The 20,831-nt window shown below is 72.2% G+C and carries 19 protein-coding genes and 1 pseudogene; 9 read left to right on the plus strand and 11 right to left on the minus strand.

Annotated features, from left to right (window positions below):
- Positions 1-81: 81 nt before the first annotated feature.
- On the minus strand, positions 82-429 hold the full coding sequence (locus tag IF09_RS0126525) for a hypothetical protein (RefSeq protein WP_030299762.1): 348 nt from the start codon (positions 427-429) through the stop codon (positions 82-84).
- 173 nt (positions 430-602) lie between these two features.
- Here IF09_RS0126525 and IF09_RS41995 point away from each other — a divergent pair, with 173 nt between their 5' ends.
- Positions 603-1,175 carry a hypothetical protein gene (locus IF09_RS41995; RefSeq protein ID WP_030299763.1) on the plus strand — a complete coding sequence of 191 codons (573 nt, stop codon included), beginning with the start codon at positions 603-605 and terminating at the stop codon, positions 1,173-1,175.
- The gene (locus tag IF09_RS0126535; protein WP_030299764.1) at positions 1,175-1,468 is read left to right on the plus strand and encodes an NAD(P)-dependent oxidoreductase; all 294 of its coding nucleotides are present in this window, start codon (positions 1,175-1,177) and stop codon (positions 1,466-1,468) included. Before IF09_RS41995 ends, IF09_RS0126535 begins: the two co-directional genes overlap by 1 nt.
- 243 nt (positions 1,469-1,711) lie before the next feature.
- On the opposite strand, the gene IF09_RS0126545 is transcribed toward IF09_RS0126535, so the two are convergent.
- Together IF09_RS0126545 and IF09_RS0126550 are read right to left on the minus strand one after the other, a co-directional pair.
- A complete protein-coding gene (locus IF09_RS0126545; RefSeq protein WP_030299765.1) occupies positions 1,712-3,784 on the minus strand; it encodes a dynamin family protein in 2,073 nt (690 codons plus the stop codon).
- A complete protein-coding gene (locus tag IF09_RS0126550) occupies positions 3,784-5,571 on the minus strand; it encodes a dynamin family protein (RefSeq protein WP_030299766.1) in 1,788 nt (595 codons plus the stop codon). The genes IF09_RS0126545 and IF09_RS0126550 overlap by 1 nt, the downstream gene beginning before the upstream one ends.
- 63 nt (positions 5,572-5,634) lie before the next feature.
- Between IF09_RS0126550 and IF09_RS45865 the strand changes: the two genes are divergently transcribed.
- Entirely contained in the window at positions 5,635-5,928 is a 294-nt protein-coding gene (locus IF09_RS45865) for a hypothetical protein (protein ID WP_030299767.1), read from the plus strand.
- A gap of 70 nt (positions 5,929-5,998) precedes the next feature.
- Here IF09_RS45865 and IF09_RS0126560 read toward each other — a convergent pair whose 3' ends face one another.
- The gene (locus tag IF09_RS0126560; protein WP_030299768.1) at positions 5,999-6,886 is read right to left on the minus strand and encodes a PIG-L deacetylase family protein; all 888 of its coding nucleotides are present in this window, start codon (positions 6,884-6,886) and stop codon (positions 5,999-6,001) included.
- Positions 6,887-7,157: 271 nt separating this feature from the next.
- On the opposite strand from IF09_RS0126560, the gene IF09_RS0126565 reads away from it, so the two are divergent.
- Positions 7,158-9,635 (plus strand): ATP-binding protein, encoded by a 2,478-nt coding sequence (locus IF09_RS0126565; protein WP_234321157.1) that lies wholly within the window; start codon positions 7,158-7,160, stop codon positions 9,633-9,635.
- A gap of 348 nt (positions 9,636-9,983) precedes the next feature.
- Positions 9,984-10,538 (plus strand): superoxide dismutase family protein, encoded by a 555-nt coding sequence (locus IF09_RS0126570; RefSeq protein WP_030299770.1) that lies wholly within the window; start codon positions 9,984-9,986, stop codon positions 10,536-10,538.
- A 29-nt stretch (positions 10,539-10,567) separates the two neighbouring features.
- Here IF09_RS0126570 and IF09_RS0126575 read toward each other — a convergent pair whose 3' ends face one another.
- The 3 genes from IF09_RS0126575 to IF09_RS0126585 form a co-directional block, all read right to left on the minus strand.
- On the minus strand, positions 10,568-11,761 hold the full coding sequence (locus IF09_RS0126575) for a M20 metallopeptidase family protein (RefSeq protein ID WP_030299771.1): 1,194 nt from the start codon (positions 11,759-11,761) through the stop codon (positions 10,568-10,570).
- Positions 11,762-11,776: 15 nt separating this feature from the next.
- On the minus strand, positions 11,777-11,977 hold the full coding sequence (locus tag IF09_RS0126580; protein WP_030299772.1) for a DUF5988 family protein: 201 nt from the start codon (positions 11,975-11,977) through the stop codon (positions 11,777-11,779).
- 81 nt (positions 11,978-12,058) lie between these two features.
- Positions 12,059-12,769: a TetR/AcrR family transcriptional regulator gene (locus IF09_RS0126585; protein WP_030299773.1), complete on the minus strand. Its 711-nt coding sequence runs from the start codon at positions 12,767-12,769 to the stop codon at positions 12,059-12,061.
- Between the two features lie 154 nt (positions 12,770-12,923).
- On the opposite strand from IF09_RS0126585, the gene IF09_RS0126590 reads away from it, so the two are divergent.
- Positions 12,924-14,150, plus strand: coding sequence for a saccharopine dehydrogenase family protein (locus IF09_RS0126590; RefSeq protein WP_030299774.1), 1,227 nt, complete (start codon positions 12,924-12,926; stop codon positions 14,148-14,150).
- 67 nt (positions 14,151-14,217) lie between these two features.
- Here the strand turns inward: IF09_RS0126590 and sigJ are convergent, their stop codons facing one another.
- Positions 14,218-15,180: an RNA polymerase sigma factor SigJ gene (gene sigJ / locus IF09_RS0126595; protein ID WP_030299775.1), complete on the minus strand. Its 963-nt coding sequence runs from the start codon at positions 15,178-15,180 to the stop codon at positions 14,218-14,220.
- A gap of 179 nt (positions 15,181-15,359) precedes the next feature.
- Between sigJ and IF09_RS0126600 the strand changes: the two genes are divergently transcribed.
- The 3 genes and pseudogenes from IF09_RS0126600 to IF09_RS0126610 all read left to right on the plus strand — a co-directional run bounded on the left by IF09_RS0126600 (position 15,360) and on the right by IF09_RS0126610 (position 18,299).
- Positions 15,360-15,764, plus strand: a complete 405-nt coding sequence (locus IF09_RS0126600) for a hypothetical protein (protein WP_037636042.1) — start codon at positions 15,360-15,362, stop codon at positions 15,762-15,764.
- A 162-nt stretch (positions 15,765-15,926) separates the two neighbouring features.
- A pseudogene (locus tag IF09_RS48050) lies at positions 15,927-17,257 on the plus strand (phytase).
- A gap of 505 nt (positions 17,258-17,762) precedes the next feature.
- The gene (locus IF09_RS0126610) at positions 17,763-18,299 is read left to right on the plus strand and encodes an NUDIX hydrolase family protein (RefSeq protein ID WP_030299777.1); all 537 of its coding nucleotides are present in this window, start codon (positions 17,763-17,765) and stop codon (positions 18,297-18,299) included.
- Positions 18,300-18,372: 73 nt separating this feature from the next.
- Here the strand turns inward: IF09_RS0126610 and IF09_RS0126615 are convergent, their stop codons facing one another.
- The 3 genes from IF09_RS0126615 to IF09_RS0126625 form a co-directional block, all read right to left on the minus strand.
- The gene (locus IF09_RS0126615; RefSeq protein WP_030299778.1) at positions 18,373-18,609 is read right to left on the minus strand and encodes a hypothetical protein; all 237 of its coding nucleotides are present in this window, start codon (positions 18,607-18,609) and stop codon (positions 18,373-18,375) included.
- 148 nt (positions 18,610-18,757) lie between these two features.
- Positions 18,758-19,534 (minus strand): response regulator transcription factor, encoded by a 777-nt coding sequence (locus tag IF09_RS0126620; protein WP_030299779.1) that lies wholly within the window; start codon positions 19,532-19,534, stop codon positions 18,758-18,760.
- Positions 19,522-20,763, minus strand: a complete 1,242-nt coding sequence (locus IF09_RS0126625) for a sensor histidine kinase (protein WP_030299780.1) — start codon at positions 20,761-20,763, stop codon at positions 19,522-19,524. Before IF09_RS0126625 ends, IF09_RS0126620 begins: the two co-directional genes overlap by 13 nt.
- Positions 20,764-20,831 lie beyond the last annotated feature (68 nt).

Genomic DNA, 20,831 nt, shown 5'->3' on the forward strand with positions numbered 1-20,831 from the left:
TCGGACGGAAGTCGGAAGAGGAGGATCAGCGGGGGTGGGTGGACCGGCGGTGCTTCGTCCACCCGCCCCGATGCGCCCGGCTCAGCCGCCGAAGCGGAGGGACTTCACGGCCGGGAACCGATGGCGGCCCGAGCGGGCCACCGGCTTCTCGGGAACCGCGGCAGGAGCGGCGTCCGGCGCGAGGTCGCCCGTGTTCGGCCGGGCGTTGTTCTGCTGAGCGGTGCCGTTCTGGAAGGTGAGTTCGGCCACGGAGGCGCTCGGGGAAGCAGCGGTGTCTGCCGCCCCGTCGTTGCCGTTGCCGTTGCCGTTGCCGTTGCCGTTGCCGGCGGAGAGCAGGAGTACGCCGGCGGTCGCGAGAACGGCGAGGAAAGCGGCACGGACGAGTACGGAACATCGGAATCCCCTTGGTGGTTCGATCGGTTCGCTCACCCCGGCGGGTTCCAGAACGAGGACACTGGAGACACGGAGCTCCTCCCGGCCGAGTTCTGTCGTACGGCCCCTGAGACACGACGGTGACAATTCCCGAACCGGCCGAGGACGGACGGAGCCGTCCCCCGACCCCGGATCCGGCCCCGGCATGGCGCGCAGCGCGGTACGGGCCGGTGGGGGTTCGTGAGCCCCTGGTTCGTGCCTACCCATCGGGTACGACGGCGCTGACCGAGCTGGCGGACCTCAGCCGCCTCGGCTTCGAACCGACGGTCAACATCCGCCCGGTGGCCGATCCCGCATTGCGATCGCGCATCGCGCAGCGGTGGCGCACCCTGGACTTCGACGGGTTCGCGGAGGAGGAACTGGCCCGGCAGCCGGAGGACGGCGGCCTCGGCCACGGAGCCCTGAAGTGCCGGGCCGGCATCCCCCTCACCGAGGCCGTGCTCGAGCGGGCCACCTCGGACTCCCTTCGGCACCGTCTGGTACTCGTCGGCCGCGCCGCGGCGGGCTCCGACACGTTCGACACCGCGGCGGCGCGACGTCTCGGCGTTGCTCTGCGTACCACCCCCGGGGCCAACGCCGGGGCCGTCGCCGAACTGACCCTGGCCCTCATGCTCGACGCCCTGCGTGGTGTGTCCCGGCGGGCACAGGCCCTGCAGCAGGGCTCCTGGGCGGCGGCGACCGTGTACACGTGCCGGCCACGGCCGAGACGAACGGCCTCATCGGGGCCGAGGAACTCCGGTTGATGCGGCCGGGATCGGTCCTGGTCAACACCGCCCGGGCGAGCGTGGTCCGCGAAGCGGACCTCGACCGCGCCCTTCGGGACCCGGGATCGGGCCCGTGGCACGCGGCGGTCGACGTCTTCGAGGCAGAGGGCGCCGGATTCGCCTCCCCCCTCAGGGACAACCCGCACTGCACGCTCTCGCCGCACGCGGCGGGCATGACCCGTTCGGCCATGGAGGAGGCCTCACGCAGACTCGTGGCCGAGTTCGTGCGCTACGTCGAGGAGAACGGCGTCGCGAGCGCCCGGCCCAGGTGAGCACCGGCGAACGTACGCTCCGAGCAGGGAGGAGGTTCTGGCGGCGGTGAAGTCGTTGGGGCGCCCTTGGTCCCTGGAGTCGGTCGCCGCGGCTGTCGATGCGCTGCGGCGCTCTCGGGACCGGGTCGCCGCACATGCCGCTGGGCGCCGTGCGCCTCGGGGGAAGCGGTACGGGGGCTGCTGCAGGAGCCGCCGGCGCACGCCCGCGCCCAGGCCTACGAAATCCCCTGACGGCGCCGGCGGCTACACCTGATCCCGCTCCGCCTCGGAGACGAACGGCTGCAGGAAGGTCGCGATGTGCTGCTCCACATCGGTGATCCGCTGCTCGTACGCGTACAGCTGATCGCGCATGCCCGCCTTGGCCTGCTCGTCCAAGCGGGACTCCTCGATGTTGCGCTGGACGATGCCGATGAGGTCCTGGAGCTGGATGTGGAGCGTTTCGCTGATCCCGCCCCACACGGCGCGCAGGTCGGCGGCACGGCTGTCCGCGTACTGGCGGGCGGTCAGGCCTGCCGAGTCCTTCACGTGGTCGGAGAATTCCTCCGCCGCGCGCGATTGCAGCTTGCCGTTGGCGAAGATGACCGCTCCCGAGGCCAGCAGCGGTCCCACGGCCGCGCCGATGGCAAGGGCCACGCCGACCGGTGGAAGGGCCAGGCTGACCAGGCCGGCCGCTGCGGCGGCGGCCGTCCCGCCGACCACCGCCGCACCGCTCCCCGCGCCGATCGCCATGAGTGAGCTGGGGCGGAACAGCAGCGGCACGTCGTCATGGTGGCGGCGCCCGTCGCGCCCGTGGCCCTTCCCCGCCGCAATGGCGAGCGTGTAGAGCAGGTCGTTCTGGTCCCGGATGGACTGCGTGTTGCCGGTGAGTTCCGCGCGGAGCTTGTCGAGGAGGGTGGCGTGCGCCCTGATCAGCGGTTCGAGCTGGCGCACCAGATCGGCCTGCCGCTGCTCGATGAGCTGGTCGAGATCCTGGGTGCAGAAGACCTGCATGCGTTCCTGGAGCCTGACGGTGTACGCGTCCATCAGCTCGTGCTGGGCTGCGACGCGGCCGCCCTTGGTGAAGGACCGGACGGCTCGGCTCAGGCGTCCCGGGCCGCTCGTGACGTGCCAGTCGCCGATCTCGCGGCTGACGTCGATCAGGAACGCGCTGAACTTCAGCTGCAGTTCGTTCTCGATGTCGAGGATCTTGCCGCCGACGATGTCGCGGATCGCGTCGGCGCTGGCGCGCAGCTGGTCCTGGGTGGACTGGCTGCGGTCGAGGAGCTCGCGCAGCTCCGCCGTCGACTTCATCAGGACCGCGCCCTCGTCGTGCAACCGCACCCGCAGGTTGACGGCGTTGTGGCGCAGGAACTCGGCGAGACGTACGAACTTCACCCGGGCCGCGTCGCGCATGCAGAAGACCTCGAGGGCGGACTCCAGCCGCCCGATCCCCGATGCCTTCAGGGCTTCGGCGTCTCCGTCGATCCGCGACCGCAGGGCCTGGAGGGCGCTGATGAAGAAGACGTTGGCGGCGGCTGTGGAACCGGATTCCCCGCTGAGCTCGGCGACCGCGTTGCGGCAGCGGCTCATCACCTCCGCCCGTTCCTCCTCCTCGATCCGGTCGAACTGGTTGACCACGAAGAAGATGTCGCGGTGCCCGAGCTTCCGGACCCGGGTGAGGTAGTTCTCGGTCTCGTGGAGGGTGAACGGCCGTCCCGCGTCGGTGACGAACACGACGGCGTCCACCTCCTCCAGGTACCGGAGGGTCACCAGCTCGCGGTCGGAACTCTCGTTGATCCCGGCCGAGTCCACGATCTCGACCGATCTGCGCAGCAGCTCCAGCGGCTGCTCGACGACGGCCAGCGCGAACGAGGGGGTGCGGGGTGCGCCGTACGCGTCGATCTGGAGGGAGACCTCCCGCTTGAACTCCTCCGTCGTGACGGCCGTCTCGACGCCCTGCCGGTCCGCGTCCCGGTAGAGCCAGGCCCGTTCGGTCTCGCCCCAGCGCAGGACGGTGGTGAAGGCGGTGGCCGGATTGGCCTTGGTGGGCAGCAGCCGCTTCCCCAGCAAGGCGTTGATCAGGGTGCTCTTGCCGCTGCTGAACTCCCCGAGCACCATGATGCGGAAGGTCTCGCGCTCGAAGACCGCCCCGTTGATACCCAGGTCCAGTGCCGCGCCCGCGCCGCCGGGCGGGGCGATGACCGCCGCGGCCTCGCCGGCCACGTGCTGCAGGCGCTGGTAGTACGACCGCAGTGTTCCGATGTTGTCGCTCCAGCCGCGGAACTGGGCGGCCGGTGATTCCTGGCCGCCCGGTAACTGCCGGTTCTCGTGCGCCATCAGGTCCCTTCCAGGGGAGAGAGGTGGGCGTGTACGGAGCGGCTCAGCGACCGCGCCGTGCTCTGCAGTGAACGCCAGTGGTCGAGGGACTCGGGCTGCGCGGCGACGGCCGTCGTGTGCAGCCGCCACCACTGCTCGTCGCGGTCCCGCGCCTGGCTCAGCAGTCGGTCGTACACCTGCCCGACGCGGGCTTCGGTGCGCGCCACCTGCTCCGTGAAGGCCGCCTCGACGATGCGTTCCAGATCGTCGATGGCGCGTTCACGGCGCTCGGCCTGCCCGTGCTCGAGCGCCTCCGTGACCAGGGCCGTGCCGGCCGCTCCCGCGATCTGAGCCACGACCTCGGTGGAGACGGGAGTCAGTACGCTCTCGATGGCGGTGCCGACGAACTCCGGCAGCCAGGAGGCGTCCCAGCCTGTGGCGTTCTGCGACTCCGCGGCGGCCGCGGCGTCGGCAACACCCGGCAGTGCCGCGGCCGGCACGACCCCCCCGGCACGGGGAGCGGCCAGTCCCTGGAACAGTTCCTCGCCGGGCCTGTTGCGGAGCAGGACGGCGCGCAGCCGGCGAGTGTCCTCTTCGAGCACCCGGTCGACGGTCCCGGTGATCCACGCCTCGAACTGCTGCAAGGCTTCAGAGGTGTACGGGATCGCGTGGAGGCGGATGAAGTGCTGCTCCTCGGGCGTCTCCAGCATCTGGGAGAAGCGCGCGGCGAGTTCGCGCGCCGCGGCGGCACGCCTCCTGCGCGCCTCGGCGGCGATCGTCTGGACGAGCGAGGCGCGCCACTCCCCCGCGTCGGCGCTGAGCACGATCCAGTGGAAGCGGGCGCTCTCGTGGGCCGTGTGCCAGATCTGTGCGGCCCGCGTTCTGACGGGGTCGGTCCGGTGCACGTCCGTGAGCGCCCGCGCGGCGGCCTCCTCGACCAGGCCGCAGGTGGCCGCGAGGAGGTGCAGCCGGCGGATGGTCCGCAGCGCGCGGCGCAGCCGGATGCCGGCCAGCCGGCCCAGGGCCGCACGGAGCGGGGCGATGCCGTCGGGTTCCCCGGGCTCCTGCGCCGTACCGGGCGCGGGGGCCGGTCCGGGCAGTACCAGGGCCTCGGGGGCCAGGACTGCGACGAGGTGGTTGACGCGTCGCAGGATGTCGGCCGCCTCGTCCTCGACCTCGGCGAGCTTGGTGACGACGACGGCGAGCGGAGGGCTGTGCGGAGCGGCGGCGAGCGCCTTGATCCGGGCCTGTTCGGTGGCGAGCATCGCGCGGCGCGCCTCGGTGACGACGACCACCACGTCGCAGTCGCCGACGATCCTGGCGAGGGCTGCGGTGTCGGGCTGCCGCACCCCGGACCAGCCCTCCCAGCCGGGGGTGTCGACGATTTCCACTCCGGCACGGGCCGGCCAGGAAGCGGAGGGCACCTCGACGCGTACGGTACGCAGTCCGGCCGGGCCCGGGGCCTCGGTGCCGACCTCCTCGGGGGCCCGGGGAGCCCAGACTCCGGCGGGCTCGGCGGGCTCGGCGGGTTCGGCGGTGAACGGGCGCACGAGGACGGGCGGGCCGTCCGTGGGGTGTACCGACACCGGCAGGCAGGCCGTACCGACCAGCTCGTTGACGAGGCGGGACTTGCCGACGTTGCTGCCGCCGATGACGCAGATCCGGGCCCGCGGGGACTGCGCGCGGCGGGCCGTGCGGCGGATCAGCGAGGCCGCGGAGTCCGCTCCGGCCCGGTCCGCGAGCAGGGCCACCTGCTCGGCGAGTTCACCCTGCAGCAGCTCGCGTTCGTACTCCCCCGTACCGACCACAGCGCCGCCACCCCACCCCGTCAGGACCTCCCCGGCGCGACCATGATGCCAACGGATGCTGCCGTGCGCCGCCCGTTCCGCGGGAAGGAGCTGCGCGACCACGGGGTGGAGCTGGTGCACCCGGCGGGCGGCCGCGCCCGCGCCGCCGGGCCGGCGAGGCCGCGGCGGCCGCGGGGGCCGTGCCGGCCGCTCCCGCGATCGGCCCAGCAGGTGGTCGAGGTGGTCCCGATCGGCGGGCTGACCACGGTTCCGGCCGGGGCCACCTCTTCTGTCACTGTGTCGGGAGACGCCAAGGCAGCCGTGCAGAAGTTCTCCGGTGGCCCAGCCGTCAGCGTCAAGGCCTACTTCTCCCGATAGCAGGCCACTCGGCACCGCCGGTCCGAGGAACGAACCGGCGGACCGGCGGACCGGCGGACCGGCGGACCGGTCACATCTTGCCGGGGCGGTAGCCGGACGGGAGGGTGTACACGAACTCGCGGGGGTCGCCGTGCGCCGCCTCCAGCTTCTCGTAGGCGCTGTGGTAGCCGAGGGCGTAGAGGTTCCGGTTCGGGTCCCAGGTGTTGTAGCAGTAGATCGAGTTCTTCTTGCGCGTCATGTGCGGGGCGGGGATCTGCAGCACGTGGGAGGCGCCGTCGGCGCGCTCCCCGTACGGACGGTCGTACGCGTAGATGTGGTTGAAGCGCACGTCGCTGATGGTCCCGTCGTTCATCAGGCGGTAGGCCGCGTCACTGCAGGCCTTGTGGGTGGCCGTCACGTCCAGCCAGCCTGCCGAGAACTTGTGCGAGGCGCCGGGGTACTTCTTGGCCAGCGACCTGACCTTCGACGTGACCGCGTCCACGAACTTGCCGTACGTGGCATCGCCGTGGGCACTGTCGACGAGGTTGAAGTTGATGACCTTGTCCACGCCGAGCACCTTGGCCGAGGCCGTGAACTCGGCCGTCCGCGCGGGCACGATCATGCTCGCGCCGTCCGTGGGCCACTGCAGGTCGTGCCAGTGGCCGGGAGCCGCGCACTTGCCCTTCAGACCGCAGTCGCCGACGTTCATCAGCCTGGCCAGCTGGTCGTTCTCGCCCCGGCTCACCAGCACCAGGTAGACCGGCCGGCCCGCCGCCTTGTGCTCCAGGATCGATCCGGCCATGCCGATGGCCTCGTCGTCCTGGTGCGGGGAGTAGAAGATGGCCGGCGGGGCGGCCGCAGAAGCCTTGGACGGGGCGAAGGCGTTCTGGGCCACCGCGGCCGCGGTCAGCGCCCCGGCGGCCAGAACCCGGCGCCGGGAGAGGACGGATGAGGTGATGCGGTTCTCGTGCGCAGGCATGTGTGTTCCCTCGACGTGGTTCGACTTGGTCGTATCGCTCGCGGTCTTCGGTGACCGCACCGGTTCGTTGACCCCGGCCCCCGCCGGCTCCGGACACCCGACGGGCCCGCCGCCGGCCCCCCGCCCGGGGCAACCGCCCCGGACCGGACCGAGTCGATCACGATGAACGGGGCCGTTCCAGGCGGTTTCACCTGCAGGATTACCGACCGGCATACTTCTGCCGGGAAGCAGTTCATCAGGCTGCGCCATACCGACCGGGGGACCCCGAGCCATGGCCGAGGACACGATGCACACTCCGGACGGACGGCCGGCCAGCGGGGATTTCGCGCGGCTGCTGCTGGGGCTGCGCCGTCAAGCCGGGCTCAGCCAGGAGGGGTTGGCGCACACCTCGGGCGTGAGCGTCCGCGCCCTCGCGGACCTGGAACGCGGGCGGACCCGCGGTCCGCAGCGGCGCACCGTACAGGCCTTGGCGGACGGGCTCGGCCTCGACCCCACCGCTGCCTCCGCGTTAGAGGAGGCGGCCCGCCCCGGCCGTCCGCGCCCCCGTACCCGCGCCCCGCGGACCGAATCGCGGACCGACTCGCGGACCGACTCGCGGACCGCATCGCGGTCGGCGACCGGAGCGGCGGCCGACCATCCCCCGGCCCACGATCCCGAGGCTCACCAGCCCCAGGCTCAACGCCCTCCGGGCCAGCACACTTTGGCCCTCCCCCGCGACCTCGGCGACTTCACCGCCCGCGGCCCCGCCCTGGACGCCCTGCGCACCTTCGCCCGTGACATCGATCCCGCCCACCCCGCGGTGAGCGTCATCTCGGGGCAACCCGGGCTCGGCAAGACCTCCTTCGCCGTCCACGCCGCCCACCGGCTGGCCCCGTACTTCCCGGACGGGCAGTACGCCCTCGACCTGCGCGGGATGGACCCGGAGCCGGTCACGCCCCGGGACGCGCTCGCCCGGCTGCTGCGGGCGCTCGGCGTCGCCGGGCAGGCGATTCCGGCCGGAACGGACGACCGGGCGGGGCTGCTGCGGTCCGTGCTCGCCGACAAACACGTGCTGCTTCTGCTGGACAACGCGGCGGACGAGGACCAGGTTTGCCCCCTGCTCCCCGGCACCGGTTCCTCGCTGACCCTGGTCACCAGCCGCCACGGCCTGGCCGGTCTCGCAGCAGTGCACCGTACGCACCTGGCCCCGCTGCGCCGCGAGGAGGCGGTGGAACTGCTGACGCGGATCCTCGGCCCCGAGCGCGTACGCGAGGAGGCACAGGCAGCCCGTGACCTCGCGGAACTCTGCGGGCACCTGCCCTTGGCCGTCCGCATCGCCGGTCAGCGCCTGGCCGCCCGCCCCGGCGAACGCCTCGCGAAGCTGACCGCCCAACTCGCCGCCACGGGCCGCCGACTGGACGGGCTTCAGGCCGGGGGCCTGCGGATACGGGCCGCGTTCGCCCTGTCGTACGAGCGGCTGCCACCGGCCGCCAGGAAGCTGTTCCGGCGTGCCGCCCTGGCGTCCGGTCCGGGATTCGGCCCCGAAGCGGCAGGCCTGCTCGCCGGAATGCCGACGGGCCGGGCGGCGGCATGCGCGGAGGAACTCGTCGACGCCGGGCTCCTCCAACCCGAGCCGGCCGCCGAACGCTACCGCTTCCACGACCTGCTCAAGCTGTTCGCCGCCGAGCGGCTGGCCGCAGAGGACGATCCCAGGGTCTGCGAGGCAGCCCGGGACCGCGCCGCCGGATGGATGCTCCGCCGGGCCACCGCGGCGGCCCTCCGCTTCGATGCGGACCACCACGGCGAAGCGCCCTGCGCCGATCCCGATCCCGCGAGCGCCCCCGCCGATCGTGGCGCTGCCCGCGCGTGGTTGGAGTCCGAGCGGGACGAGTGGCTCGCCGCACTGCGCCGGGCCGCTGAGACCGGACGGCACCGGGACGTCCTCGACGCGGCGCAGGCCATGCACTGGTTCTCCGACCTGACCCAGCACTGGGAGGAATGGGCGCAGGTGTTCCGCCACGGCGTCGACGCGGCCCGCGCCCTGGGCAGCAGGCAGGACGAAGCCGTCCAGCTCAACTACCTGGCCTGGGCCCACAACCTCTGCCTGCACGACTACCACGCCGCCCTCGCCACCGCGGACGCGGCGCTCGAGGCGGCGCGCGAGATCGGCGACGGGCTCCAGACCGGCTGGGCACTGGGCTACGGGGCGGCGGCGCTGCACCGCATCGGCCACCGGGAGGAGTCCCTCGACCGGCTCCGCGAGGCGGCTTCGCTCCTGCACTCCGAGAGCTCCGACCAGGCACGCCTCGCCGAATTGACCGTACTGAACACGCTGGGCCACAACCTGCGGCATTACGGTCGCCCCGAGGAGGCCCTGGCCATCCACCGGCGCATCGAGACGGTCTGCCTCGCCGGGGTACCCGGCCGGCAACCCGAGCTCGCCAAGCTCTACCTGGCCAGTGCCCGCCACCAGATCGGCAACGACCTTGCGGCACTTGGCCGGCTCGAGGAGGCAGAGGCACCCCTGCGGCAGGCCCTGGCCTACTTCCAGTCCGCGCAGATGCCCGCCTGGAGCGAACCGGTCCGCCTCGACCTCGGGATCGTCCTGCGCGGACTGGCCCGCGGCGGCGAAGCCCGGCAGGTCCTGCTCGCCGCCCACGACGGCCTCGCCGGCCTCAACAGCCCCCGCAGGTCAGAGGCGGCCGCGGAACTGGGCGCACTGGGCGGCGTTGCCGAGGCAGACCCGGTGCCGACGGCGCCGACGGCCTAGAGCCCGCGCCCGCGGGCGTGGACCGCCTCGAAGCGGAGGAAGGCCGTTCGACCGGGCCTGAGCCTGGGGCACGCCGTCGATCCGCTCCGGGCCCTCCAGGTGCCGCCGAGCCACCCTCGCCGCGCCGCCGGATCAGGGGGCTGATCAGGCAAAAGCAGGCCGACACCCCGGAGGCGCCCTGCGTAAGACTGCGAGGTGCGCGAACATGGTTCTTGGAAGCGCTGGCCGACACATCCGGACGATCTTGAGAGCCGGGCCGTGTAGCGCTTGGTGATCCGGCACGCACATGGCTGGAACGCGGGCGAAGGGGGAGCCCCAGCGAGAACCCGTGGTGAAGAGGAGCGGAAGATGTCCTTGCTCGTTTCAGCGATCACGGCCTCCCTGGCTGTCGTCCTGCCCTTGGGCATGGTCGCCGGCCAGGACGTGACGGTGGAGGAGTCGTTCCGGGCAGCCGACGGCCGGCCCACGCACCAGGCGGTCACCTTCGACACCAAAGCGGTGCCGGACGGCAGCAAGGTCACGGTCACCGAGCGGGTCGAGGGCGACGGCACCCACGTGGACCTGCGGCTCCACGGCGTGGCGGCGAACCGGACGTTCGGCGCCCACGTACACCAGAAGCCTTGCGGCAGCAAGCCCAACGACTCCGGGCCGCACTACCAGAACACCGTGGACCCCAAGCAGCCCTCGACGAACCCCGCGTACGCCAATCCCCGCAACGAGACGTGGCTCGACATCACCACCGACGGCCACGGCGACGGGTCCTCGGCGTCCACCACGGCATGGCGGTACCGCGACGGTCAGGCCCGCTCCGTGGTGATCCACGAACACGCCACCCACACGGACCCCGGTACGGCGGGCACGGCCGGGGCGCGGCTCGCCTGCATCAATGTGCCCTTCGAGTAGGAGGCTTCGAGTAGGAGGCAGGGGCACGCTCAGTCCGCGAGGTACCGCAGCGCCACGGCTGTATGGAGGGCCATACCGGTGGCCATGGCGTTCTCGTCGAACACGACGCGGTTGGAGTGGCAGTCCGGGGCACGGTCGGCCGGGACCACGGGTGGGCGGGCTCCGAGCAGGGCCATGGCCCCCGGGACGCGTTCCAGGACGTAGGAGAAGTCTTCGGAGGCCATGACGGGGTCGCTCAAGTGCCGTACCGGGCCGGTGCCCAGGAGGTCGGTCGCGGCCTCGCGGACCGTGTCGGTGAAGGCCGGGTCGTTGCGCACGGAGGGGTAGCCCCCGGCCGGCCCGATGTCCGCTTCGGCGCCGTGCGCAGCGGCCACGTTACGAGCCACGCGCTCGATCACGGCGCGCATCCGCAGACCGGACCCGGACGTCAACGTGCGGCAGGTGCCGTACAGTTCCGCGGTCTCGGGGATGATGTTGGTGGTCGTGCCGGCCTGGATGCGGGTGATGGTGACCACCGCCGGGTCGAAGACGTTGACGGTGCGCGTCACGGCCGTCTGCAGGGCTTGGACGATTTCGCACGCGACGGGGACCGGGTCGAGGGCGAGGTGCGGTGCCGAGGCGTGTCCGCCACGGCCTCGTACGGTGATCTGGATCAGGTCGGATGCGGCGAACATCGGGCCCGGCCGCAGGTGCACGGTGCCGGTCGCGAAGCGGGTCATGACGTGGAGCGCGAACGCCGCGTCCACGCCGCGGCCGTCCGGGGTGTCCAGGACGCCTTCCTCGATCATGTACGGGGCGCCGCCTCCCCGTTCCTCGGCGGGCTGGAACATGAACACCACGCGCCCGCGGATCTGCCCGCGGCGGGCGCAGAGGAGGCGGGCGGCGCCGATGAGCATGGCGGTGTGCAGGTCGTGGCCGCAGGCGTGCATCGCGCTGGGGATCCGGGAGGCGTAGTCCAGGCCGGTGTCCTCCTGTTGGGGCAGGGCGTCCATGTCGGCGCGCAGCAGAATGGTCCGGCCGGGTTGCGCGCCGTCGAGGGTGGCGACCACCGAGCTGAGCCGCTCCCCCGCGGTGATCCGCAGGGGCAGGCTCGTCAGGGCCTCGAGGACGGTCTGTTGGGTGAGCGGCAGGTGCAGGCCGAGTTCCGGTTCCCGGTGGAGGGTGCGGCGCACGTCGATGATGCCGGGCAGCAGCCGGTGCGCCTCTTCGAGCAACTTGTCCATGCCGGTCGCGGGCGGCTACTCGGCGATTTCCGTGCGCTCCCACCATTCGTAGACGGGCAAGCGGCCTTCCGTGCCGTCCTGGAACCGCGACGTGGCTTTGAAGTGTTCGTATCCACCGCGATGCGCGATCTTCAGGTCTTCGCCCGGCGCGCTGACCGGTACGACCCGCTCCGGCAGATCTTCCGGCCCGCCCTCGAGTACCGCCTTTGTCGTCATGGGTCCAGTCTCGCCAGCGGCCAAACCCCGCGCACCTCGACGCGCCGCCCGGGGTCCGCGGCGCCGAGTCGTGCCTGGTCCTCAGCGGGTTCGCACCGTCTGGAGCCTGGCCTCTGCGCTTGCGAGGAGCATGTCCAGGGCGACCGGGTAGGCGCTGTGGTTCATCCGGGCGGCGAGCAGCCGCCGGGTGGCCGCGATGTGCGGGTACCGCTCGGCCGGCAGCTGGGCGTACGTGGACTCCCACTGCTGCTCGTCGGAGGTCCGGGAGCTCTCGGTCAGGGCGAGGGCGCCGGCGTCGAGGGCCGCGAAGGCCAGGCTCTGGTCGATGAAGGCGTGGTAGATCAGGACCGCCTCCGGGTCGGGAAAGCCTGCCGTGCGCAGGATGCCGAGGACGGCCTCGTCGGCGGCGATCTCGCGGGGCCTGCCCGTCACGCGGCCGGCGGTCAGTACGGCGGCCTGCGGGTGGGCGAGGTAGGCCCCGTGGATGCGCAGGCCGAGTTCCCGCAGGTCACGGCGCCACTCGCCGGTGGCTTGCCAGCCGTCGAGGGCCCGGCCGATCAGCTCCTCGCCGATGGCGAGGGTGAGGCCGTCCATCCCGTCGAAGTACCGGTAGAGGGTGCTGGGGTCCGCGCCGAGGGCGGCGCCCAGCCGGCGGGCGGACAGCCCGGCGCTGCCGTGCTCGCGCAACATGCGCAGGGCGGTGTCGACGATCAGCCGTTCGGACAGGACGGTGCCCTGCCGGGTGGGTCGTCGCCGCCTGCGGGCGTCCTCGGGGACCACCTGCTTCGCCATCGGGCGCCTTCCTCTGCCGCGGACGTGCGGTCGCCGCCGGACCGGCGGCCGCGGGGCCTTATGCCAACACCATTGACCTTATCTTGCCACCCCGTCTTTGATCCCTCCCATGAGGCGCGGACCTGCGCGGACCTCACCGAGAGAGGGTTTCGTCATGCGTGTTCTGCTTGTGGGCGCCGGTGGCGTCGGTACCGCGATCACCCGGATCGCGGCCCGCAGGGACTTCTTCGACCACTTCGTGGTCGCCGACTACGACCTCGCCCGCGCCGAGGCGGCCGTGGCGGCGCTCGGCGCAGGCGCCGGCCGGTTCGTCGCGCGCCGCATCGACGCCTCCGACGAGGCGGCGGTCGCCGCACTCCTCGCCGAGGAGCGGTGCGACGTTCTGCTGAACGCCACCGATCCGCGGTTCGTGATGCCGCTGTTCGAGGCGGCCCTCGCGGCGGACAGCCACTACGTCGACATGGCGATGTCGCTGTCCCGGCCGCACCCCGGCCGGCCGTATGCGGAGTGCGGCGTCAAGCTCGGCGACGAGCAGTTCGCGCGGGCCGAGGCGTGGGAGGAGTCGGGCCGTTTGGCGCTGGTCGGCATGGGCGTGGAACCCGGCCTGTCGGACGTCTTCGCCCGGTACGCGGCTGACGAGCTGTTCGACGAGATCGAGGAGATCGGCATCCGCGACGGGGCGAACCTGACCGTCGAGGGCTACGCCTTCGCCCCGTCGTTCAACATCTGGACGACGATCGAGGAGTGCCTGAACCCGCCGGTGGTCTACGAGCGGGACCGCGGCTGGTTCACCACCGAACCGTTCAGCGAGCCGGAGGTGTTCGACTTCCCCGAGGGCATCGGCGCGGTCGAATGCGTCAACGTCGAACACGAGGAGGTGCTGCTGGTCCCGCGCTGGGTCGAAGCGCGGCGGGTCACCTTCAAGTACGGACTGGGCGAGGACTTCATCGCCAAGCTGAAGACCCTGCACGCGCTGGGCCTGGACTCGACCGAACCGGTCACGGTGCGCGGCGCGGACGGCGCCCCGGCCCGGGTCTCCCCGCGCGACGTGGTCGCCGCGTGCCTGCCCGACCCGGCCACGCTGGGCGAGCGCATGGCCGGCAAGACCTGCGCGGGCACATGGGTGAAGGGCACCAAGGACGGCAGGCCGCGCGAGGTGTATCTGTACCACGTGGTGGACAACCAGTGGTCGATGCGCGAGTACGGTTCCCAGGCCGTGCTGTGGCAGACCGCGGTCAACCCGGTCGTGGCGCTCGAGCTCATGGCGGGCGGGGTGTGGACGGAGGCCGGCGTGCTCGGCCCGGAGGCCCTTCCGCCGCGCCCGTTCCTGGACCTGCTGACCGCGTACGGCTCCCCGTGGGGAGTCCGGGAGCAGGGCTGAGCCGGGGTGACCGTGCGCGCCCGTGCGGGCTCCGGGCGGCGGTGGGCAAGTGCCCCTGGAACCGGACCTACGCGTCGCGGGGAGCCCGGCTCCCGGTCCACGGCCGGAGTTTCTCCGGGTTGCGGACCGCCCAGATACGAGTGACGCGGCCGCCGGTCAGGTCGAACGCCGCCACGGTGACGGTGACGCCGGTGTGCTGGGCCACGAGGCCGGGCCGGCCGTTGACCGTCCGCTCCAGCAGCTTCAGCCCGGGGGCCTTGGCGGCGATGTGGATCAGGTACTCGGCGATGCGCTCGCTGCCCTCGACCGGGCGCAGGGCGGTACCGACCAGTCCGCCGCCGTCGGCGATCATCGTGGCATCGGGGTCGAGGAGGTCGACGAGGGCCTCGATGTCCTTCGCCTCCCACGCCTCTTTGAAATTCCGCACGACAGCGGCATGGTCACCCGTCGCGGCCGCCGGAGCCCGCTCGGCGCGAATACGTCGTCGGGCCGAGGATGCCAACTGCCGGCAGGCTGCCGGCGTCCGGCCGACGATTTCGGCGACCTCCGCGAAGGGGTACCGGAAGACGTCGTGCAGGATGAACGCGACGCGTTCGGCCGGCGTCATCGACTCCAGTACGACGAGGAAGGCCATGCTCACCGACTCGTCCAGGGTGACCCGGTCGGCCGGGTCGGCCGGCTCGGTCCCGCTGCCGCCGACCGGCCCGCCGTGCCACTCCGTACGGTCGGGCAGCGGCTCGGGTATCCACGCGCCGACGTAGCGCTCGCGCCGTGCCCGGGCCGAGCCGAGCTGGTCCAGGCAGATGCGGGTGACCACCGTCGTCAGCCAGGCACCGGGCGCTTCGATGGCCTCCTGCCGTGCGCGTGACATCGCGTACCAGCGCATGTAGGTCTCCTGTACGGCGTCCTCGGCCTCGCTCAGCGAACCGAGCAGCCGGTAGGCGAGGTTGATCAGATGCCGCCGCTCGCCGACGAGCGCGCTCAGGTTCGGCTCGGACGGGTCGTGCCCCGACTCGGATGGGTTGCTCATGGCCTCGACCGCTCCCTGGTTCTTCGGTTCTTCTCGTCCGTTTCCGCTGTCGCGACTTCGACGAAACAGCGCACCGGATGGTGAGGTCGGGGCTCTGCCTCACATTTCGCGGGCCCACGTCGTCGGACCAGCGAGACACTACCGATCCATCGCCGCAAGGCAGAAGAGGGGACCGACTCATGGCCGCAACGACGACGGCGCACCACCGCAGACTCACGTTCGTGCAGGTCGCGATCGCCCTGCAGACCTTGGCCGTCTTCTTCCAGGCCGTCACCGCCGGACTGCTGCTGTCCTCGTCCCACGGCGAGGTGCTGCACGGCGTCGGCGCGCGCGTGATGTACGGCGCGTCGATGGTGTACGTACTCGCCGCGGTCTTGGCCTGGCGGCCGGGCGGCGGCTCTCCCCGCCCCATCCTGTACTCGTCGGGCTTCCTCGTACTCGCCTCGGTGCAGGTGGTGTTGGGCATCGCGCACATACCGTCGGTCCATGTGCCCCTCGGGGTCCTGATGTTCGGGCTGAGCGTGCTGGCGCTGGGCCAGGGACACATCGCACGCGGGACGGCGCTGCCGCGCGACGGTGGGTGAAAGAGGGGCGAGGGCAGCGAGCGGCGCGCGGACACGTCGTATTCATGTCGTGCATGACTGACCGTCGCCTGGCGACGACGAGTCCTTAACGCGAGGGCTCCAGTCTTCAGCCGCCATGCCCCATGTCCGCACCCGTGTCTGACCAACCGTTGGAGACTCCCGGTGGATCCTCATCGTCCCGATCGCCCCACTCGCCCCGCCGCGGCCGCCCTCGCACTGACCGCAGCGCTCGCCGTCCTCGCCGGCCTCACCGCGGCCGCCCCCGCCACGGCACAGGGCCGCAAGAGCGGCCCGCTGCCCGCCGTCACCCCGGTGGCGGAGACCGCCACGCTGTTCGACGACGAGGAGGGCGGCAACGCGAACGCCGACGACCCCGCCATCTGGCGCAACAGCGCCGACCCCGGCCGTAGCCTGGTCGTCGCCACCGCCAAGGAGGGCGGGCTGCGGGTGTATACCTCGGCGCGCGTGAGGTTCAGGCGCTGCCCGCGCCGAGCGGGCAGGGTCCCGAGGACTCGCCGGGCCGGTTCAACAACGTCGACCTGGTCCACCGGATGCGCCTGTCCGGCGGCCGGGCGGATCTCGCCGTCGTCACCGACCGCGGCAACGACCGGCTCCGGTTCTACAGCATCGACCGCGACCGCCCCGGCGGCCCGCTGACCGACGTCACCGCGCCGACCGTTCCCCCGGTCTTCTCCGCCTCGCCGGAGGAGATCAACGACCAGCGCACCGCGTACGGTCTGGCGACCTGGACGGACCGGGCCACCGGCCGCTCCTACGCCCTGGTCAGCCGCCGCCACGAGACCAGGATCGCCCTGCTCGAACTGACCGCCGCCCCCGGCGGCACGGTCGGTTACCGCCTGGTGCGGACCCTGGACCTGCCCTCCTCCTTCCGCCTGCCGAACGGCGCGTCCTGGAGCCCTTGCGGCGAGCCGGGCGAGCGGCCCCAGGTCGAGGGCATGGTCGTCGACCCCGCCGACGGCACCCTGTACGCCGGCCAGGAGGACGTCGGCATCTGGCGGATGCGGGCCGATCTGACCTCGGTGCCGGTGCTGGTGGACCGGGTCCGCGAGTACGGTGTCCCGGCCACGTACGACGAGGAGACCGAGGAGTGCACGCCGGGCTCCGACCCGGGCTTCGGCGGCCGCCGCCTGTCCGCGGACGTGGAGGGGCTGACCATCGTCGACGAAGGCGACGGTGACGGCTACCTCATGGCGTCGAGCCAGGGCGACAACACGTTCGCCTTCTACGACCGTGAGCGCAAGGACGACCACGAGTACGAGGGCGGCGTACGGATCACCGCACGCTCGCGGGACCTCGACGGCTCGGAGGAGTGCGACGGGGCCGCGGCCCTGAACCAGCCCCTCGGCCGCGCCTTCCCCCGGGGCCTCCTGGTGGTCCAGGACGGTCACGACGCCCCCGAGGACGGCCCGCGCACCGCCACGGGCTTCAAGTTCGTGGACCTGGGCAAGGTGCTGGACGCCCTGGACGACTGACCACGGGCCGGGCCCGTCACCGAGCCCGCCCGACCGGGGCGGCGGCCGCGGCGACCACCCCGGCGCCCTCGGCGAAGAGGGCGGCAGGCGGCGGAGGCCTGCTGCTCGCCCGTGATGCGCGAGCCGTGGGGTGAAGAAGCCACCGCCGGCCTGGCCTGCTCCGAACGCCCTCGGCATCCGGGCAGCGACATGAGCACCGCCCGGCACTCGTCGACACCGGTGCCGACCCGGCGGAGCCCGTCGTCCTGCGCCCTGAGAAGATCCGGACGTGCCAAGTAGAACTGCCGAAGAGCTCGTTGCCGGAGTGCGCGGGCTGCCCCCGGACGCGCGCAGCCGATCGGTGACCGCATCGACTCGTGCCCGCGGCTGCCGGAAACGGACGGCGACATCGACGCAGTCCAGCAGCACCTCGCGGACGAAGGCATCGGCATGATCGCCCGAAACTCCCGTATCCGAACCGGCCCGCATTCCTGCGAGCACCCCACCCGGAAAGTATGCTCAAACAATGTCTGACACGACCGAGACCACGCCCGGCTGGCTGACCACCGACGAGCTGGAAACGGCCCGGGCCCGGATGCCGATTCTGTACGTGGAGGCCGTGCCCGTACGCGTGGACGACAGCGGCGAAGTCACCAGCATCGGACTGCTGCTGCGCATCGGTCCGGACGGAACGGTCAGCCGGACCCTGGTGTCCGGCCGGGTCCTGCACCACGAGCGGGTCCGTGACGCGCTGCTGCGCCACCTGGAGAAGGACCTCGGGCCGGTGGCCCTGCCCCGCGTTCCCGCCTCCCTCCAGCCGTTCACGGTCGCGGAGTACTTCCCCACGGCGGGCGTCACCTCGTACCACGACCCGCGCCAGCACGCAGTGTCCTTGGCCTACATCGTGCCGGTGAGCGGCGACTGCCGCCCGCGTCAGGACGCGCTCGACCTGGTCTGGTTCAGTCCGCAGGAGGCGGCCTCCCAAGCCGTGCAGAGCGAAATGCCCGGCGGGCAGGGGGTACTGCTCAAGCAGGCACTCGCGCACGTGGGACATACGTACTGAGCGCGGACGGTTCGCGGGCAAGCCGGGCCGCCGGACCGGCCGGACCGGCCGGTCCGGTCCATGTTGCGGGCAACTAGTGCGGGGTCCAGGTGAACTTGCCGCCTCCTACCCACCGCACCACGTCCAGGTCGTCGAGGTCGTGGATCACGATCCCCATCTCCGCGGCGAGCAACAGCACGTCCGTCATCGACATCGCCCTGCCGATGAACTCTCCGTCGACCTCCACGATGCGAAACGGCGGGGTGCCGGGTTGAACGCCCAGTACGGTGATCCGCGCCGGCGAGATGTGAGGTGTCGAGCCTTCGGTCATGCGGAAACGGTTCCATGCCGGGAGCGGTAAGCGGCGCGGCGACACGTTCTCAGGGGCCGATCGGCCTCCCTCACGGCGCCGGACGGCGCGTTCGTGGGTGGCCGTGGGCAGCAGGTGGAGAGCCGGACTCGGGCGAGCTCAGGTCGTGTCAGCCGGTGAACCCCGGCACCACCAGACCCGACTCGTACGCGATCACCACCGCGTGGGTCCGATTCTGCGCGCCCAGCTTGGTGAGTACGTTCCCGACGTGCGTCTTCACCGTCTCCAGGCTCACCGTCAGCGACTCCGCGATCTCCGGGTTGGACAGGCCGGTGGCCATCAACCGCAGCACCCCCTCCTCCCGCCCCGTCAGCGCAGCCTTGGGCAACGCCTTCGAGGAGTGAAGTGGGCGGGCTGCGACCATACGGCGCAGGGCCGTCGGAAAGAGGATCGCCTCGCCCGCGGCCACCACCCGTACCGCTTCCGTGATCTGACGGACCGGAAGGCGCTTGAGCACGAAGCCGCTGGCTCCGGCGCTGAGCGCGGCGGTGACGTAGTCGTCGTTCTCGAAGGTGGTGATCACCACCACCTTCGGCGGTTCATCCGACTCGGCCAGCAGCCGCCGGGTGGCCTCGATCCCGTTGCAACGCGGCATCCGCACATCCATCAGGACCACGTCCGGCCGCAGCCGCCTCCCCTGTTCGACCGCCTCGACGCCGTCGGCGGCCTCACCGACCACCGCGATCCCCGGCTGCGCCGCGAGCAGCGTGCACAGACCGCTGCGGGTGACCTCGTCGTCGTCCGCGATCAGGAGCGTGACGGGTGGGCCGGTGGGGCTGGGGGCGCCGGTGTCGGTCCTGGCGGCAGCACCCGTCACGATGGCGGCGCCCGCTTCCGGGCCGGGCGTGGCGGCTGCGCGTGCGTCAGAGCCGATCATGCCGACCACCGTACCGGCAGCCGGACCGCCAACCGCCAGAGCTGCGGACCGTCCGGGCCGGCGTCGATCTCGCCCTGCAGCAGCCGTACGCGCTCGGCCAGCCCGGGCAAGCCGTGCCCGGACGTCGGGAAGGCACCCGGGCGCGGGCCCGCGCCGGCCTCCGTCCGGTTGACGACACTGAGTTCCAGTCCGTCCTCGGCGGCCGCCACGCGGACCCCGATCGGCCCGCCCGCCCCGTGCCGCAACGCGTTGGTCAAGCCCTCCTGCAGTATCCGGTACGCCGCCCGGGAAAGGGTCCCCTGCACCCGCGCCAACTCGCCCGACAGTTCCGGCTCCACCACCGCGCCCGCGTGCCGCAACCGGTCGAGCAGCTCGGGCAGGTCGGCCAAGGTGCGGGTCGGCGCTGTCTGCGCCTTCTCCTCGCGCAGCACGCCCAGGACGTAGTCCAGGTCCTCCAGCGCGGCCCGGGCCGACTCCTCGATGCTGCGCAGGGCGGCCCGCGCCGCCATCGGGTCGGCGGAGAGCACCTCACCCGCCACCGCGGCCTGGATCGTGGTCGCCGTCAGCGTGTGTCCTATGGAGTCGTGCAACTCGTGTGCGAGTCGGTTGCGTTCGGCCAACTGCAGCTCCCTCTCCGCCGCCAGCGCGAGCCGCTCGGCCGATGACGGCCCCAGCAGTCTGGGCGCCAACCACCGGAGGACGTTCGTCACCACTGCGCACACGGTCGCCGCCAGGAGCAGGCACCCGAGCGCCACCACCCAGCTCTGCCAGCCTCCCTCCGCCCGCACCGACCAGCCGAACAGACTCAGCCCCACATCGGCGCCGAGCCAACCCCCCGGAAGGACCAGTCCCGACAGGAACAGCACACCGCTCACCAGGGCCCCGGTCCACCCCAGTACGACGTGCAGCAGCAGCCAGAGAGGGGTCCGCCAACGGTCAGCGCCGGAGTTTGCCGGCCGACGCACGGCCACGGGATCCGGCAGCGGCACGCTCAACAGCCGGCGGGCGGACGCGATCAGCGCCCGTCGTGTGATGCGGGCCAGCCCGACCACGCCGATGAGTGCCGCCCAGAACAGCAGGACCAGAGCGGTCTGCACTCCCTCCGGAGCGGATCGCCACGCCGCTAGCGGCAGCAAGGCGAAGGGCAGGAGCGGAAGGCTCGCCACCGCGCCGCAGTAGGCGAACAGCATGCCCGAGTACGTGGAGCCGCGCAGCAGCGGCCGGATGCCCTTGATCATAGTCGGCCAGTATGGCCGGGCAGCTCACCGGCGACCTCCCCCGATCGGGGGAGTACGTTCTCCCGCTT

It is taken from the genome of Streptomyces katrae (assembly GCF_000717655.1).
Lineage (GTDB): Bacteria > Actinomycetota > Actinomycetes > Streptomycetales > Streptomycetaceae > Streptomyces > Streptomyces katrae_B.